We start from the raw sequence: 14954 nt of genomic DNA, 5'->3' as shown, positions 1-14954 counted from the left end.
TTAATCACCTCTGGAGTGATACATGAAAGCACTGCTCGATCTATTCAAGCAAGTACAGACCAACGAGACCTTCGATGCAATCAAGATCGGTCTCGCTTCGCCTGAGAAAATCCGTTCGTGGTCCTACGGCGAAGTCAAGAAGCCGGAAACCATCAACTACCGTACCTTCAAGCCTGAGCGCGATGGCCTGTTCTGCGCCAAGATCTTTGGCCCGATCAAGGATTACGAATGCCTGTGCGGCAAGTACAAGCGCCTGAAACACCGCGGCGTGATCTGCGAAAAGTGCGGCGTCGAAGTCACGCTGGCCAAGGTGCGCCGCGAGCGCATGGGCCACATCGAACTGGCTTCGCCTACCGCGCACATCTGGTTCCTGAAGTCCTTGCCGTCGCGTCTGGGCATGGTCCTGGACATGACCCTGCGGGACATCGAACGCGTGCTGTACTTTGAAGCATACGTCGTCACCGATCCAGGCATGACCCCGCTGAAGAAGTGCCAGATCATGTCGGAAGACGACTACGCTGCCAAGTACGAAGAGTACGGCGACGACTTCACCGCCTTCATGGGCGCCGAAGGTATCCGTGAACTGCTGCGCTCGATCGACATCCACCGCGATGCCGAGACCTTGCGCGTGGAACTGAAGGAATCGAAATCCGAAGCCAAGATCAAGAAATACGCGAAGCGCCTGAAAGTGCTGGAAGCGTTCCAACGTTCGGGCATCAAGCCTGACTGGATGATCATGGAAGTGCTGCCGGTGCTGCCGCCGGAACTGCGTCCGCTGGTACCGCTGGACGGTGGCCGTTTCGCGACCTCGGATCTGAACGATCTGTATCGCCGCGTCATCAACCGTAACAACCGTCTGAAACGCCTGATGGAGCTGCGCGCTCCGGAGATCATCACGCGCAACGAAAAGCGCATGCTGCAGGAAGCGGTCGATTCGCTGCTGGACAACGGCCGTCGCGGCAAAGCGATGACCGGCGCCAACAAGCGTCCGCTGAAGTCCTTGGCTGAGATGATCAAGGGCAAGGGCGGCCGTTTCCGTCAAAACTTGCTGGGCAAGCGCGTCGATTACTCCGGTCGTTCGGTCATCGTCGTGGGCCCGCAATTGAAATTGCATCAGTGCGGCTTGCCGAAACTGATGGCGCTGGAACTGTTCAAGCCATTCATTTTCAATAAACTGGAATTGATGGGTCTGGCAACCACGATCAAGGCAGCGAAAAAGCTGGTCGAGATCCAGGAGCCGGTCGTGTGGGACATCCTGGAAGACGTGATCCGTGAACATCCGATCATGTTGAACCGCGCACCGACCTTGCACCGTCTGGGTATCCAGGCGTTCGAGCCAGTCCTGATTGAAGGCAAGGCCATCCAGCTGCACCCGCTCGTCTGCGCCGCATTCAACGCCGACTTTGACGGTGACCAAATGGCGGTCCACGTTCCTCTGTCGATCGAAGCGCAGATGGAAGCACGCACGCTGATGCTGGCATCGAACAACATCCTGTTCCCGTCGAACGGCGAACCGTCGATCGTGCCGTCGCAGGATATCGTGCTGGGTCTGTACTACGCGACCCGCGAAGCGATCAATGCGAAGAACGAAGGGATGATGTTCCCTGACGTGTCGGAAGTGATCCGCGCCTACGACAACAAGGAAGTCGAACTGACGACCCGCGTCACCGTGCGTATTACCGAATACCCGAAAAACGCCGAAACGGGCGAATTCGAGAAAACGGTCACGCGCTACGAAACGACGATCGGCCGTGCGATCCTGTCGGAAATTCTGCCGAAAGGCCTGCCGTTCTCCGTCTTGAACCGCGCGCTGAAAAAGAAAGAAATTTCCAAGCTGATCAACACGTCGTTCCGCAAGTGCGGCCTGCGCGCCACCGTGGTGTTCGCAGACAAACTGATGCAATCGGGTTTCCGCCTGGCGACACGCGCCGGTATCTCGATCTGCGTCGACGACATGCTGGTACCGCCTCAAAAAGTCACCCTGATCGCGACGGCCGAATCGGAAGTCAAGCAGATCGAACAGCAATACGCCTCGGGTCTCGTGACCGCCGGCGAGCGTTACAACAAGGTCGTCGATATCTGGGGCAAGACCTCGGATGAAGTCGGCAAGGCCATGATGGACCAGCTGAAAGTCGAAGACGTAGTGCGCCGCGACGGCACCCAGTCGACGCAAGAATCGTTCAACGCCATTTACATGATGGCCGACTCCGGCGCGCGCGGTTCCGCAGCCCAGATTCGCCAGTTGGCCGGTATGCGTGGTCTGATGGCGAAACCGGATGGTTCGATTATCGAAACGCCGATTACCGCGAACTTCCGCGAAGGTCTGAACGTGTTGCAGTACTTCATTTCGACCCACGGTGCGCGTAAAGGTCTGGCCGATACGGCGCTGAAAACGGCGAACTCCGGTTACCTGACGCGTCGTCTGGTCGACGTGACGCAAGATCTGGTGGTGATCGAGGACGATTGCGGCACCATGAACGGTACCGTCATGAAGGCCCTGGTTGAAGGTGGTGAAGTCATCGAACCGTTGCGCGACCGTATCCTCGGCCGCGTGGTGGTGCATGACGTCGTCAATCCTGAAACCCAGGAAACCCTGTATGACGCCGGCACCCTGATGGATGAAGACATGGTCGAAGAGATCGAGCGTCTGTCCATCGATGAAGTCAAGGTCCGCACGCCACTGACTTGCGACACGCGCTTCGGCCTGTGCGCCAAGTGCTATGGCCGCGACCTGGGCCGCGGCATGCTGGTCAACGCCGGCGAAGCCGTCGGTGTGGTGGCAGCGCAGTCGATTGGTGAGCCGGGTACCCAGCTGACCATGCGTACCTTCCACATCGGTGGTGCGGCATCGCGTGCGGCAGTGGCATCGTCGGTGGAAGCCAAGTCGAACGGTACCATCCGCTTCACGGCAACCATGCGTTACGTGACGAACGGCAAGGGCGCGCAAATCGTCATTTCCCGTTCCGGCGAAGTGCTGATCACCGACGACCATGGCCGTGAGCGTGAGCGTCATAAAGTGCCGTACGGCGCGACCCTGATCGTCAAGGACGGCATGGTCATCAAGGCCGGTACGGCCCTGGCAACGTGGGATCCGCTGACCCGTCCGATCATTACCGAATACGCCGGTCAAGTGCGTTTCGAGAACGTCGAAGAAGGCGTCACCGTGGCCCGTCAGGTCGACGAAGTGACCGGTCTGTCCACCCTGGTGGCGATCGATGCGAAACGTCGCGGTTCGCTGACCAAGACCCTGCGTCCGCAAGTCAAGCTGATCAACGACGCGAACGAAGAAGTCAAGATTGCCGGCACCGAACACTCGGTGGCGATCGGCTTCCAGGTCGGCGCGCTGATCATGGTGAAGGACGGTCAACAGGTATCGGTGGGTGAAGTGCTGGCACGTATCCCGACCGAATCGCAAAAAACGCGCGATATTACCGGTGGTCTGCCGCGCGTTGCGGAACTGTTCGAAGCGCGCTCGCCGAAAGATGCCGGTATGCTGGCGGAAGTCACGGGTACGGTTGCGTTCGGTAAAGAAACCAAGGGCAAGCAGCGTCTGGAAATCACGGACATGGACGGCAACAAGCATGAGTTCTTGATCACCAAGGACAAACAAGTGCTGGTGCATGACGGCCAAGTCGTGAACAAGGGCGAGATGATCGTGGACGGCCCGGCCGATCCACAAGACATCCTGCGCCTGCTGGGTATCGAAGCGCTGGCCCGCTACATCGTTGACGAAGTGCAGGACGTGTACCGTCTGCAAGGCGTGAAGATCAATGACAAGCACATCGAAGTCATCGTGCGTCAGATGCTGCGCCGTGTGCAGATCGTCAATGCCGGCGACACCAACTACATCGTTGGCGAGCAGGTAGAGCGTTCGGAACTGCTGGACGAGAACGATCGCGTAACGTCGGAGAACAAGATTCCTGCGACCTACGAGAACGTATTGCTGGGTATTACCAAGGCATCGCTGTCGACCGATTCGTTCATCTCGGCCGCATCGTTCCAGGAAACCACCCGCGTGCTGACCGAAGCGGCGATCATGGGCAAGCGCGATGGTCTGCGCGGCCTGAAAGAGAACGTCATCGTCGGCCGCCTGATTCCTGGCGGTACGGGCCTGGCCTTCCACCGCGCACGCAAAGAGAAAGAAGCGTGGGAAGTGGAAGAGCGTCAAGCGCTGCTGCTGGCCGAGAAAGCCTCGATGGCCGGCGAAGCTGCCGAAGCGTTGCAGGATATCGAAACCCAGCAACACCACGGCGACGAAGCGTAATCTACGCTGCCAGCTGACAAAAACGGCACCTTCGGGTGCCGTTTTTTTATGCTCGTCACTGCGATGTTCCTGACTGCGGCCTTCCGCCGCACAGGCAAGGAGACGGCCGCGTGGGAATGGCAGAGCGTCAAGCCCCGCTGCTGACCGATAAAGCCACGCTGGCCGGTGACGCTACCGACGATCTGCTGGCCATCGAAACCCAGCAACACCACGGCGACGAAGCGTAATCTACGCTGCCAGCTGACAAAAACGGCACCTTCGGGTGCCGTTTTGAATTTTATCAAGCAACGTACAATTTGCTATTAATTGCAATCGCATGGATGTCATTCGTTTTATTTGCCCGGGAATTTGCAATAATTTAATTGATGAAAATTCCAGGTGATCAGAAAAGTTATTGCGTATGCCATTCAGAAACGGTTTAATAACTTAGCGGAAATTTAGTCGGTGCAGCAGCAACGAACCCATGGCCAGGTAAATCATATTTTCCGAAACATCAATGCGCTGCTCGTAGTCGCGCACCAGGCGCCGGTAGCTGACCAGAACGGCACCAGGGAGAAACTCCTGATGGTATTTTTTATGTTTCTTGCTGCGGTCTTAGCGCGCAAACAGAAAGCAGCGTCCAGGGACGCCATGGCATCAGCAAGTCTGCAGTATCGATCGGCACGCGTTTTTGCTTGCATCGTAAAATATATAGACGGCGGCCTCGTCATGAAAATAGCCATCCACCGTGAGTTGTCCCAGAAATATCAGCGGACCGTGCGCTTCGATGGACCAGTTCGGCGCTTGCAGCCAACGGGGAAGGTTTCTTCGCATAGCGAAACAAATTGCGCAATTGCGCCCGCAACCACTGCGTCCGTTCACTTTTGTTCGCATGCGGTGGCGCCTGGTCCAGCAGTGCCGCTGCGTAGGCCAGATCCACATCCAGCCACTTCGGCTGCGCCGCCAGCAAAAGCGCGTGCAGCCGGGTGGGCTTTTCCGAGACCGCTACCGGAATGCCGGCGGCGTGCACAAATTCAGCCAGGGCGCCCTGCGCGTTCAGCACGTCTGCCGGATTGCGCAGGTCGAGCGATATCAGATAGTGATACAGCGTGTGCCCCGCATGCGCATACCTGGGCGCTGGCTGCGCGGACAACAGGCGCTCCCTATCTGCGTCTTGATATAGAAGGCGTTCAAAGGCCGCCGTATCGAGTTGTCCTGCGACAAACCCGGCCACGCTGCTGATGACATACAAGCGCTCCCCTGAAAGAAAGGTTCGTCGACAACTGCGAGTGTGAGATGGCACGCCGGTTTTTCGATCGATCAGGAGTGCGCAACCATGGCGATGGTGCACGATGCCGTCACGCCGCCACACTCTGTTGTAGCAGCGCAAAGCACGCTTGCCGTGCCAATTTCCGGTGCATTCATGCTAAGATTTGGCACATGATTGCCCAAGCCCTGTTTACTCCCGCCCAGCAGAAACTGCTGGGTTTGCTCTTTGTCCGCGTGAACGAGGGCTTTCACTTGAACGAGATCATGCGCTTGACGGGCTTGGGCAGCGCGTCGGCGCAGCGGGAATTGCGCCGGCTGCATGAGTCCGGCCTGATCACATCGGAGCGGATCGGCAACGTGCGGCGTTTCTGGCCCAACAAGGAAAGTCTCGTGTATCCGGAGTTGAGCGGACTGGTGCAGAAAACCTTCGGCATCGTCGGCGTGCTCAGCATGACTCTGGCGCCCTTGCGTGCCCAGTTGCACTTGGCATTCGTGTCGGGGGCCACGGCGAAGGGACAGGACCTGCCTGGCAGCGCCATCGATTTGCTGCTGGTGGGAGAGGAAGCCAATTATGGCGATCTGTTGACGGGATTGGCCCCTGCCGAGCGAACCTTACGGCGTAAAATCAATCCCAATCTCTATACGCTGGCCGATTATCGCCGACGCCTGCGTGAGGGCCAGCCATTTCTGCTGCAGGTATTACAGCAGCCGAAGTTGTTTGTTATCGGCGATGAATCGCTATTGCATGCCCTGGCATTGCCGGATTCCCCAATGCAGACGAATGACATGCCATCTGTATTCTAAAGGCCGGGACTGGAAAGCAGTTTCTGCTATAAAGTGAAATTGTTTACTGGAATAATATCTGAGGCGGATAGATCGTATGATGAACAAATTACAGGCGTTTGGTTTAATTGTTTCCCAGGCGGTGCGCGGAGAATTAACGTTTCCCACCAGCGTTAATTCCGCACTGCAATTGCAATTGGCCTTGGCTGAACCGGACTGCCATATCGACCATGCGATCAAACTGGTACTGGCCGAGCCCCTGCTGGCGGCGCGCACGGTCGCGCTGGCCAACTCGGCCGTGTACAGCCGAGGTGACGCGGCACCCGTGACCAGCGTGCGCGCGGCCGTCATGCGCATGGGTTACCGCAACCTGTACGCGCTGGTGGCGGCCATGGTGGTGCGCCAGTTCGGCAGCAAGATCATCGACCCCGTCCTGCGCCAGAAGGCGACCCAGCTGTGGGAGCACACTGCCCATGTGGCGGCGCTGGCGCACATCCTTGCCCGCCGCGTGACGCACGTCGATGCCGACACGGCGCTGTTCGCCGGCATCGTGCATGAAGTGGGCGGTTTTTACTTGTTGTCGCGTGCCGATGAATTCCCCGGCCTGCTTGACGACGATGCCGATCACTGGATAGAGTCCGCCGAAGAAATCATTTCTCGCGAAGTCATGAAGAAGCTGCTGATCCCGCTGGCCGTGAGCGAAGCCATCGAAGGCTTGCGCGATGGCTTGCTATCCATCCCGCCCGACTCCCTGCTCGACACCTTGTTGTTGGCCAAGCAACTGTCGCCCGTGCCGTCGCCCTTGCAGGTGACGTACGTGGAAATGCTCACCCCCGCCGATTCCGTCATCGATTTCATTATCGACAACGAGACCCTGCAAAGCATCCTGGCCGAATCGGCCGAGGAAGTGCGCTCGATGAGTGCCGCGCTGCTCGTCTGAGCTGCTGGTGCTGCCTGCCTGCGCCGCTCAAGGGCCGGGATGCAGCACGACCTTGATGCATTGCTCCTGTTTCTTCTGGAAGATCTCATAGCCGTGCGGCGCTTCGTCCAGGCTCAAGTGGTGAGAAATGATGGCGCCGGGATCGAGTTCACCCCGTTGTATCCGTTCCAGCAGCGGCTGCATGTAGCGCTGCACGTGTGTTTGCCCCGTCTTGATGGTCAATGAACGGTTCATGATGGAGCCAAACGGGATCTTGTCGCTGAAGCCGCCATACGCGCCCGGCACCGAGACGACGCCGCCGTTGCGGCACGCCATCAGTGCTTCGCGCAGGGCCGTGGGGCGGTCCGATTCCAGTTTCATCGTCTGCTTGAGGCGGTCGTAGATATAGCTGACGCCGGAACCGTGCGCTTCCATGCCGACGGCATCGATGCAGGCATCGGGACCCCGTCCTCCCGTCATTTCCCGCAGGGCGTCGGGCACGTCCACCGCATCGAAATGCAGGGTTTCCGCACCGGACAGTTCGCGTGCCATGCGCAGGCGTTCCGGGTAATGGTCGATGGCGATGACGCGTTCGGCGCCGAGCAGGAAGGCGCTCTGGATGGCGAACTGTCCCACGGGGCCGCAGCCCCACACGGCCACTACCTGGCCCGGCGCGATGGCGCAGGCTTCGGCCGCCATGTAGCCGGTTGGCAGTATGTCCGAGAGGAACAGCACCTGTTCATCCTTGAGCTCGTCCGGCACCTGGATGGGGCCGACGTCGGCAAACGGCACACGCACGTATTCCGCCTGGCCGCCCGCATAGCCGCCCGTCAGATGGGAATAGCCAAAGATGCCTGCGCCCGAGTGACCCCACATCTTTTCCGCCATGTAGGCGTTGGGATTGGAATTCTCGCACACCGAGTACAGCTGTTGCTCGCAAAAGAAGCAGCGTCCGCAGGCAATGGGAAACGGCACCACCACCCGTTCTCCCACCTTGCGCTTGCGCACCGCGGAGCCCACCTCCACCACCTCGCCCATGAATTCATGGCCGAGGATGTCGCCTTGTTCCATGCTGGGCACGACGCCATTGTAGAGGTGCAGGTCGGAGCCGCAGATGGCCGTGGAACTGACCTTGACGATGGCGTCGCCGGGATTGAGGATGGCGGGATCGGGCACTTGTTCGATCCGCACGTCGCGCTTGCCGTGCCAGCAATTGGCTTTCATGACACACCTCCGTTTGCTTGCGGCCGAGGGGCAGCGGCCGTGCCGCCAGCCTTGTGCCGCAAGCGCGTCTTGAAGCTGCGCTTGCCCGACGGCTGGCCCTCGGTGGTGCTGACCTCGCCCGTTTCCATCCACTGCTTGAAGCGGCGCAAGGTGGTTTCGATCTGGTAGGCGGGCGCCTGACTGAACAGGCCTGCCACGGCCGCGCCCACCTTGCCGGCTGGCGGCTGCATGTGCAGTTGCATGGTGACCACGGTGCCGCGCCCGCCGGGTGCGGGCGACAGTTCCAGCGCCCCCGTTTCCGCATGGTTTTCCGCCGCGCGCCAGCGCATGCCCTGGCCCGGACGCTCTCGCGTCAGTTCGCCTATCCACTCGCCTGCGACGCTGTGCCAGCGCGAGCGGCGCGCATCGATCAGCTGCACCGACTTCAGGCCCGGCATGAAGCGGGGCAGGTTTTGCAGGTCGCGCCAGGCGCGGTAGCAATCGTCGGCGGAACGGTTGACGATGACGCTCTTTTGCAGCGCCAGCCCCTGTTCGCCGGGCGCCGGTAATTGGCTCAACTTGCGCGGCGCCAGTTGCGCACTGGCGATATAGTCGATGGCCGTCACGCCCGCCACCACGGCTGCCGTCGCCGCCAGGCGCGCGCGTGCATGGCGCCGGCTGGCCATGGCCACGCCCAGCAGCGACAGGTCCATGGCGTCGCCGGCGATGCGCGACCAGCGCCATGCCGGAGCGGTGTCGCCGCGCAGCAAGGCCACGCCGCACGCCATTTCGCGCAGGCCGATGGCGCGTATCCAGAAAGACGAGACGCCGCGCAGGCCGCTGGCCCGCGCCAGGCCGCGCGGCGCCAGCAGCTGGGCCAGGCCCAGGCCGATGCTGAGCCAGCCAAGCGCTCTGATCATGGCATGGCGGCCGTGCGCGGTATCGTCGGGAATGTGCCGCTGCGGCCGGCCATCGGCCTGGCCGCGCGTGCTGGTGTAGTGAAGAATGGCGTCATGCCCGTGATAGGGCGTCTCCGCTGACGCTTGCCAGGCGGGCGGGCCAGCCATGGCACCATCGTTCCTGTCTTCGCTTTGCATGCTGCCTCCCTTGCGTGTCTGGGAGTTAGGCAGCATTGCCTGGTACGCGTTCCGGCAGGCGTGCACGAGATGCGGCCGGTCTGTGCCAGATCAAGCATCGGCACGAAAAAACGGCAGCCCCGGTTGGCGCTGCCGCTGTGGCGGGAGGGCTTTACCTTACTGCTTTACTTCTGCTGCGCGATCCACCGGTCGACCTTGGCTTCCAGCAGTTTCAAGGGCAGGGTGCCGTCGCCGAGCACCACTTCGTGGAACTTCGGCAGGCTGAACTTGTCGCCCAACGCCTGCTGGGCGCGCTGGCGCAGTTCGACGATTTTCAGCGAACCGATCTTGTAGCCCAGCGCCTGGCCTGGCCAGGCCATGTAGCGTTCCGTTTCGCTTCTCGCCACGGCGTCATAGCCGAGGGTGTCGCGCATGTACTTGATCGTCTGCTCGCGCGTCCAGCCCTTGGTGTGCAAGCCCGTATCGACCACCAGGCGCACGGCGCGCAGCATCTCGTCGTTCAAATGGCCGAAATACTGGGCCGGATCGTCGAACAGGCCCATTTCCTTGCCCAGGGTTTCCGCATACAGGGCCCAGCCTTCCGTGAAGGCATTGTTGCCGCCGAAACGGCGGAAGTTCGGCAAGTCCATCTCTTGCACCAGCGCCAGGTGGAAATGGTGGCCAGGCTTGCCTTCATGCAAGAACAGGGTGGTCATGCCCGTATCGCCATACAGTTTCGGATCGGTGACGACGGACCAGAACACGCCCGGACGTGAACCGTCGGCGGCCGGGGCCGTGTAATGGTCGGCGGCTGTGTCGCGGCTCAGTTCAGGTTCCAGGCGCAAGTCCAGCGGTGCCTTCGGCACCAGGGTAAACAGGGCGGGCAATTTGCTGTCGAGCAGCACGTTCAGCTTGCGGTAGACGTCGAGCACTTCCTGCTCCGTCTTGAACGGACGGTATTTCGCCTGTTCCGAGACCCACACGGGCAAGCCGGCGGCCGGGCCGTTGTAGCCCATCTTCGGACCGACGATCGCATATTGTTCCTGGATGCGCGCCACTTCCTTCAGGCCGATGGCGTGGATCTGCTCCGGTTTCAAATCCGTCGTGGTGCTGCTGGCCACGCGCGCCTGGTACCAGGCCGCGCCATCGGGCAGGGCGCTCCAGCCGCTGCTCGTGCGGCCGGCCGGCAGGTAATCGCGTTCCATGAAGGTGGCCAGGCGCTGCAACGCAGGCATCAGCTTGGCTTCGATGATGACGGTGTAGGTTTGCGTCAGGCGCGCCTTGTCCACGTCGGAAAAGCTGGCCGGCAAGTTCTTGATGGGCGTGTAATACACGCTCTCCTGCGGCGTGGCGCTGACGAGCTTCTTGAATTGCGGCAGGGCCGACTGCGTCAGCGCCTTCGGCAGCACGATGCCCTTTTGCATGCCGACTTTCATGTTGGCGATGGCCTGGTCTATCCAGCCCGGCAACTGGCCGATACGGCTCAGGTAAGCGTCATACTCCTTGACCGTGGTCAAAGGCTGCGATGCCTCGCCGCCCGCATAATTGGCCAGGGTGACGGGCATGCTGTCCATCTGGTTGAGCGGCAGCAAATATTCGGGGAAGCGCTCGAAGCTCAGCGCCGTCGTCAGTTCATAGTCGAGGATATCGTAGTTGATCTGGTCCTGGTGCGACAGCTGCGCGCGGGCGATGCTGCGCAGGGTCTTCTGGTACTGGCGGTACAGGGCGAACTGCTTTGCGCGCGCGGCGGGCACGATGGCTGAACCGAGCTGATCGTCAAAACGGTTGTCGCCGCTCTCGGTGGCATTGATCGGCTCGAAACGGGCCTGCGCATCGTAGTACTGGTCGGCCAGCACTTGCAGCTGCTGTTTGGCTTTTGGCGCGCTGACGGCCACGGCTGCGGTTTTTGCAGCGGGCTGGGCCGCTTGCGCCGTGGGGGCGTAGGCGAACAACAAGGAGATGGCCAGGGTGCCGAGGGTGCCGGCGGCAAAACGATGCTTCATGCGCGAGATCCTTTGTAAGGAGGGAATGAACGGAGGCGTAGCGAGGTCGGGGGTGGCCGCTCGCGAAGGAACAGCCGGGGCGTAAGCATACGCGATTGCCCGGTGCGTTTGGATAAATTGTATGAGGGGAATGTTGCTATTTTGCCGTAGGCGGCAGGGCCGCTTTCATCGCTTGCCAGTGGCTGCTGGTCAAGGGAAGGCAGGCCGGGCAGGGCGTGGCGGCGATCAGGCTCTCGATCTGCTGCGTGCGCGCCGCCGTTTGCGGGTGCGAGGAAATCCATCCGGGCACGCCGGCCTGGTCCTTGTCATCGAGCTGCTGGAAAAAGCGCAGCATGCCGTCGGGGCGGATCTGCGCACGCTGCAAGGCCAGCAAGCCCAGGCGATCCGCCTCTTCCTCCATGTCGCGGCTGAAATACAGGGTGCCGGCCTGGTGCGCCAGCATGGCGGCCACGGCGCTGATGTCGCCGATGGTCACGCCCACCAGGGCGCCCCAGCCCAGGCTGCTGATCATCTGCCGCAGCGAATGGCGCTGTTCCACATGCTGCACTTCATGCGCGAGCACGCCGGCCAGCTCGCCCGGATCCCCCGCCTGGCGCAGCAAGCCCGTATGCACGACGATGATGCCGCCCGGCATGGCAAACGCGTTGACCGTGTCGTCCTGCTTGACCAGCCAGCGGTACGGGTAGCGCGAACCGGCCGTCAGCTTGCGGCCGATGTCCTGCACCGTCTGCTGCGCCACGCCGCTCTCAACGATGCCGCCTTGCGCGCGCACTTGCGCCAGGGCCAGTTCGCCCAGCTGCTTCTCCGTCGACATCGGTATCAGTCCCGCCAGCGCACCGACGGCATGGCCGCCTTGCCACCACAGCAGGGCGGAAGCGACGACGGCCGCACCCGTCAAACCGGCCAGCCAGCCCGACACTTGCCGCCGGTTGCGCTGGCGCTCGCCCCACAGGCGCTGCAGTTGCGGCTGCAGCGCGGCCGGCGCTGCGCGCAAGACGATGGCGATGTCGTCCGCCGTCAGCGGCTTGAGCGACGCTTGCCGTCCTTGTGCGTCGAGCCAGTTCAGGAACAGTTCCGGCCCGTCGACACCGCCCACGCTGACGACCAGCTGCGCCACGTCCAGCGTGGGGCCGGGCGCGTCGATGGCCAGCTGGCTGCCGAAGAAATGCGCGCTGACGGCCATGCCCGCCGGGCCGCCGTCGGGGCCGGTCAGCAGTGCCTGGAATGGCGTCATGCTGCCGCCTCGGCAAAGCGGCTTTCGTACAGGGCCGCCATCAGGTCCGACTGGCTGATGATGCCGGCCAGGCGCTCTTCATCGTCGAGGATGGGAATATGGTGGTAGCCGGCGTCGGCCATCAGCGGCACGAGGTCGATGATGGGCGTGCCCAGGCGGGCCGTGTGCGGCGACGGCGTCATCAGCTGCCCCACCGCTTCCGGCTTGTCGCCGTGGGACAGGCCGCTGCGCTGCAGCAAGCCGCGCAGGCGCTGGCGCATGCCCTGGTAATCGTCGAGGCCGCCATGGCGCAGGAAATCCGTCTGCGTGATGATGCCGATGACGCGGCGCGCCCGGTTCACGACGGGCAGGGCGCCCACATCGTGCTCGCGCATGGTGCGCCAGGCAACATCGAGCGGCGTGCCGAATTCCACGCTGAGCACGTCTTTCGACATGATGTCGGCGCAGGTGACGACGCCGAAGCGGCGCTGGTAGGCGCGCATTTCCGTTTGCAGGAAGATCGCCTGCAGATCGTCGCGGCTGATGTCGAGCACTTCGCTGTGCTGGCGCAAGACGGCATCGAGGTCGTCCGGCGAAAAGCCCAGGCGGTTGCTGGGCACGTCATCCTTGGTGGCGTGCGGATGCGGCGTGACCAGTTGCTGGACGTGCGGGTAGCGGCGTCCCGTCAGGTTGTTGTACAGCACGGCGCAGGCGACCAGCACGGCGGAATTGAACAGCACGGTGATGAAGACGAATTCAAAGCCGGCCGCATGCACGCTGGCGCCGCCGACGACGGTGGTGAGCGCCACGGCGCCGCCCGGCGGATGCAGACAGCGCAGGGCAAACATGGCGCCGATGGCCAGGCAGGCGGCCAGCGCCGCCACGCCCACGCTGGACCCCAGCCATTTGACGCAGGCCATGCCGACCAGGCCGGAGACGACGTTACCGCCCACCACGGACCACGGTTGCGCCAGCGGGCTGGCCGGCAGGCAGAACAGCAGCACGGCCGAGGCGCCCATGGGCGCGATCAGGTAGACGCTGGCGCTGTCCGGGGCCAGCAGGAAATGGCAGATCAGGCCCGTCAGCAGCAAGCCGCAGATGGCGCCCGCGCAGGCGCGCAATTGTTCGCGGCGGCTGCCGTTGTTCGGTTGCGGCAGCCAGCGTGCCAGGAAAGAAGTCGTCATGGGGAGGGCGCGTTCGGGCCGCGTTGCTCAGTGTGAGCCCCATATTATCCCATGCGTTCCATTTCGCTGCCGGTGGGCATTAATCCTCGGCGCAGACGGCCTGCAAGCCGTGCCGCGCCAGCAGTGTCCTGACGGCTGCGATGGCGGGCGGCGCCGGCTTGCTGCTGGCGCAGGCATAGATGTCATTGAGGACCACCGCCGCATCTTTGCCCGTGACGGCGGCCATCAGCTCGGCCAGGTTGCGGTCGGAAAAGTGTTCGTACAGCAGGGCCAGCACGGCGAAATATGCCGTATCGGGCATGCCGCCGGGATAGGCGCCGTGCAACATGCGCGCGGCGCCGGACAGCGTTGGGGGTAATATATCTGGCGTGCTCAAGCGGCGTCTCCTCGGTGGCGCTGATACGCGCTTATACGTTTTCCGCATAAGCACAGTGCAATTAAATGGTGGATATTTCCTACAAGCAGGCATATTCTAGACAATCACGCCCGCTGGCAGCTGTTCAGCTGGCTTCACGATTTCTTTCAGGAGTCCTGCATGCGCCTTTCCCGTTTCGTCGCCCCATTCTTTGCCAGCCTGCTGCTTGCCGGTACCGCCGTTGCCGCCGCCCCCACACCGGCCAACCCGGTCGCCACGCCGCATCTGCCGTACAACGCGGCGGCCGACGCCAAGGCCGACGTGGCCCGCGCGCTGGCCGAGGCCAAGGCGGCGCACGTGCCTGTCTTGCTGATCTTTGGCGCCAACTGGTGCGAGGATTGCCGTGCGCTCGACAAGGCCTTGAAGGAAGGCAAGAATGCCGAGTTGATGCAACAGCAGTTCAAGGTCGTCAAGGTCGACGTGGGCAACTTCGACCATAACCTGGACGTGGCGCATGCCTATGGCAATCCGCTCAAGAAAGGCATCCCGGCTGCCGTGCTCGTATCGAGCGACAACAACCAGGTGCTGTACGCCACCAAGGGCGGCGAACTGGCGAATGCCCGCCGCATGAGCGAGAGCGGCATCTATGATTTCTTTAAACAAGCCGCCAGCGTGAAAGCGCCGGCGATTTAAGCGTCTTCCAACA

The 14954-nt window shown here is 62.0% G+C and carries 11 protein-coding genes and 1 pseudogene; 4 read left to right on the top strand and 8 right to left on the bottom strand.

Annotated elements, in window-relative coordinates; translation table 11 throughout:
* Window positions 1-22 precede the first annotated feature (22 nt).
* The gene (rpoC, locus tag ACRHIG_RS01405) at window positions 23-4264 is read left to right on the top strand and encodes a DNA-directed RNA polymerase subunit beta' (RefSeq protein WP_230542354.1); all 4242 of its coding nucleotides are present in this window, start codon (window positions 23-25) and stop codon (window positions 4262-4264) included.
* Window positions 4265-4690: 426 nt separating this feature from the next.
* On the opposite strand, the pseudogene ACRHIG_RS01400 reads toward rpoC, so the two are convergent.
* Both ACRHIG_RS01400 and ACRHIG_RS01395 read right to left on the bottom strand, forming a co-directional pair.
* Window positions 4691-4804: pseudogene (locus ACRHIG_RS01400) on the bottom strand (IS5/IS1182 family transposase); the annotation flags it as partial.
* Between the two features lie 166 nt (window positions 4805-4970).
* Window positions 4971-5495, bottom strand: a complete 525-nt coding sequence (locus tag ACRHIG_RS01395) for a hypothetical protein (protein ID WP_489629168.1) — start codon at window positions 5493-5495, stop codon at window positions 4971-4973.
* Between the two features lie 188 nt (window positions 5496-5683).
* Here ACRHIG_RS01395 and ACRHIG_RS01390 point away from each other — a divergent pair, with 188 nt between their 5' ends.
* Both ACRHIG_RS01390 and ACRHIG_RS01385 read left to right on the top strand, forming a co-directional pair.
* On the top strand, window positions 5684-6316 hold the full coding sequence (locus ACRHIG_RS01390; RefSeq protein ID WP_475413870.1) for an ArsR family transcriptional regulator: 633 nt from the start codon (window positions 5684-5686) through the stop codon (window positions 6314-6316).
* 79 nt (window positions 6317-6395) lie between these two features.
* The gene (locus ACRHIG_RS01385; protein WP_475413873.1) at window positions 6396-7235 is read left to right on the top strand and encodes an HDOD domain-containing protein; all 840 of its coding nucleotides are present in this window, start codon (window positions 6396-6398) and stop codon (window positions 7233-7235) included.
* A gap of 27 nt (window positions 7236-7262) precedes the next feature.
* Here the strand turns inward: ACRHIG_RS01385 and ACRHIG_RS01380 are convergent, their stop codons facing one another.
* The 6 genes from ACRHIG_RS01380 to ACRHIG_RS01355 form a co-directional block, all read right to left on the bottom strand.
* On the bottom strand, window positions 7263-8438 hold the full coding sequence (locus ACRHIG_RS01380) for a zinc-dependent alcohol dehydrogenase (protein WP_475413869.1): 1176 nt from the start codon (window positions 8436-8438) through the stop codon (window positions 7263-7265).
* Window positions 8435-9514 (bottom strand): SRPBCC family protein, encoded by a 1080-nt coding sequence (locus tag ACRHIG_RS01375; protein ID WP_475413868.1) that lies wholly within the window; start codon window positions 9512-9514, stop codon window positions 8435-8437. The genes ACRHIG_RS01380 and ACRHIG_RS01375 overlap by 4 nt, the downstream gene beginning before the upstream one ends.
* 164 nt (window positions 9515-9678) lie before the next feature.
* Window positions 9679-11496: a DUF885 domain-containing protein gene (locus tag ACRHIG_RS01370; protein ID WP_489629167.1), complete on the bottom strand. Its 1818-nt coding sequence runs from the start codon at window positions 11494-11496 to the stop codon at window positions 9679-9681.
* A gap of 136 nt (window positions 11497-11632) precedes the next feature.
* A complete protein-coding gene (locus ACRHIG_RS01365; RefSeq protein ID WP_489629166.1) occupies window positions 11633-12730 on the bottom strand; it encodes a M48 family metallopeptidase in 1098 nt (365 codons plus the stop codon).
* A complete protein-coding gene (locus tag ACRHIG_RS01360) occupies window positions 12727-13893 on the bottom strand; it encodes an HPP family protein (protein ID WP_475413865.1) in 1167 nt (388 codons plus the stop codon). Before ACRHIG_RS01360 ends, ACRHIG_RS01365 begins: the two co-directional genes overlap by 4 nt.
* Before the next feature lie 79 nt (window positions 13894-13972).
* Window positions 13973-14269, bottom strand: a complete 297-nt coding sequence (locus ACRHIG_RS01355) for a DUF3349 domain-containing protein (protein WP_489629165.1) — start codon at window positions 14267-14269, stop codon at window positions 13973-13975.
* 159 nt (window positions 14270-14428) lie between these two features.
* Here ACRHIG_RS01355 and ACRHIG_RS01350 point away from each other — a divergent pair, with 159 nt between their 5' ends.
* On the top strand, window positions 14429-14941 hold the full coding sequence (locus tag ACRHIG_RS01350) for a thioredoxin family protein (protein WP_489629164.1): 513 nt from the start codon (window positions 14429-14431) through the stop codon (window positions 14939-14941).
* The last annotated feature ends 13 nt before the right edge of the window (window positions 14942-14954 follow it).

The organism is Janthinobacterium sp. C22, assembly GCF_057919405.1.
The sequence above is the reverse complement of the archived record's forward strand: the minus strand, read 5'-3'. Positions and strand labels throughout refer to the sequence as shown.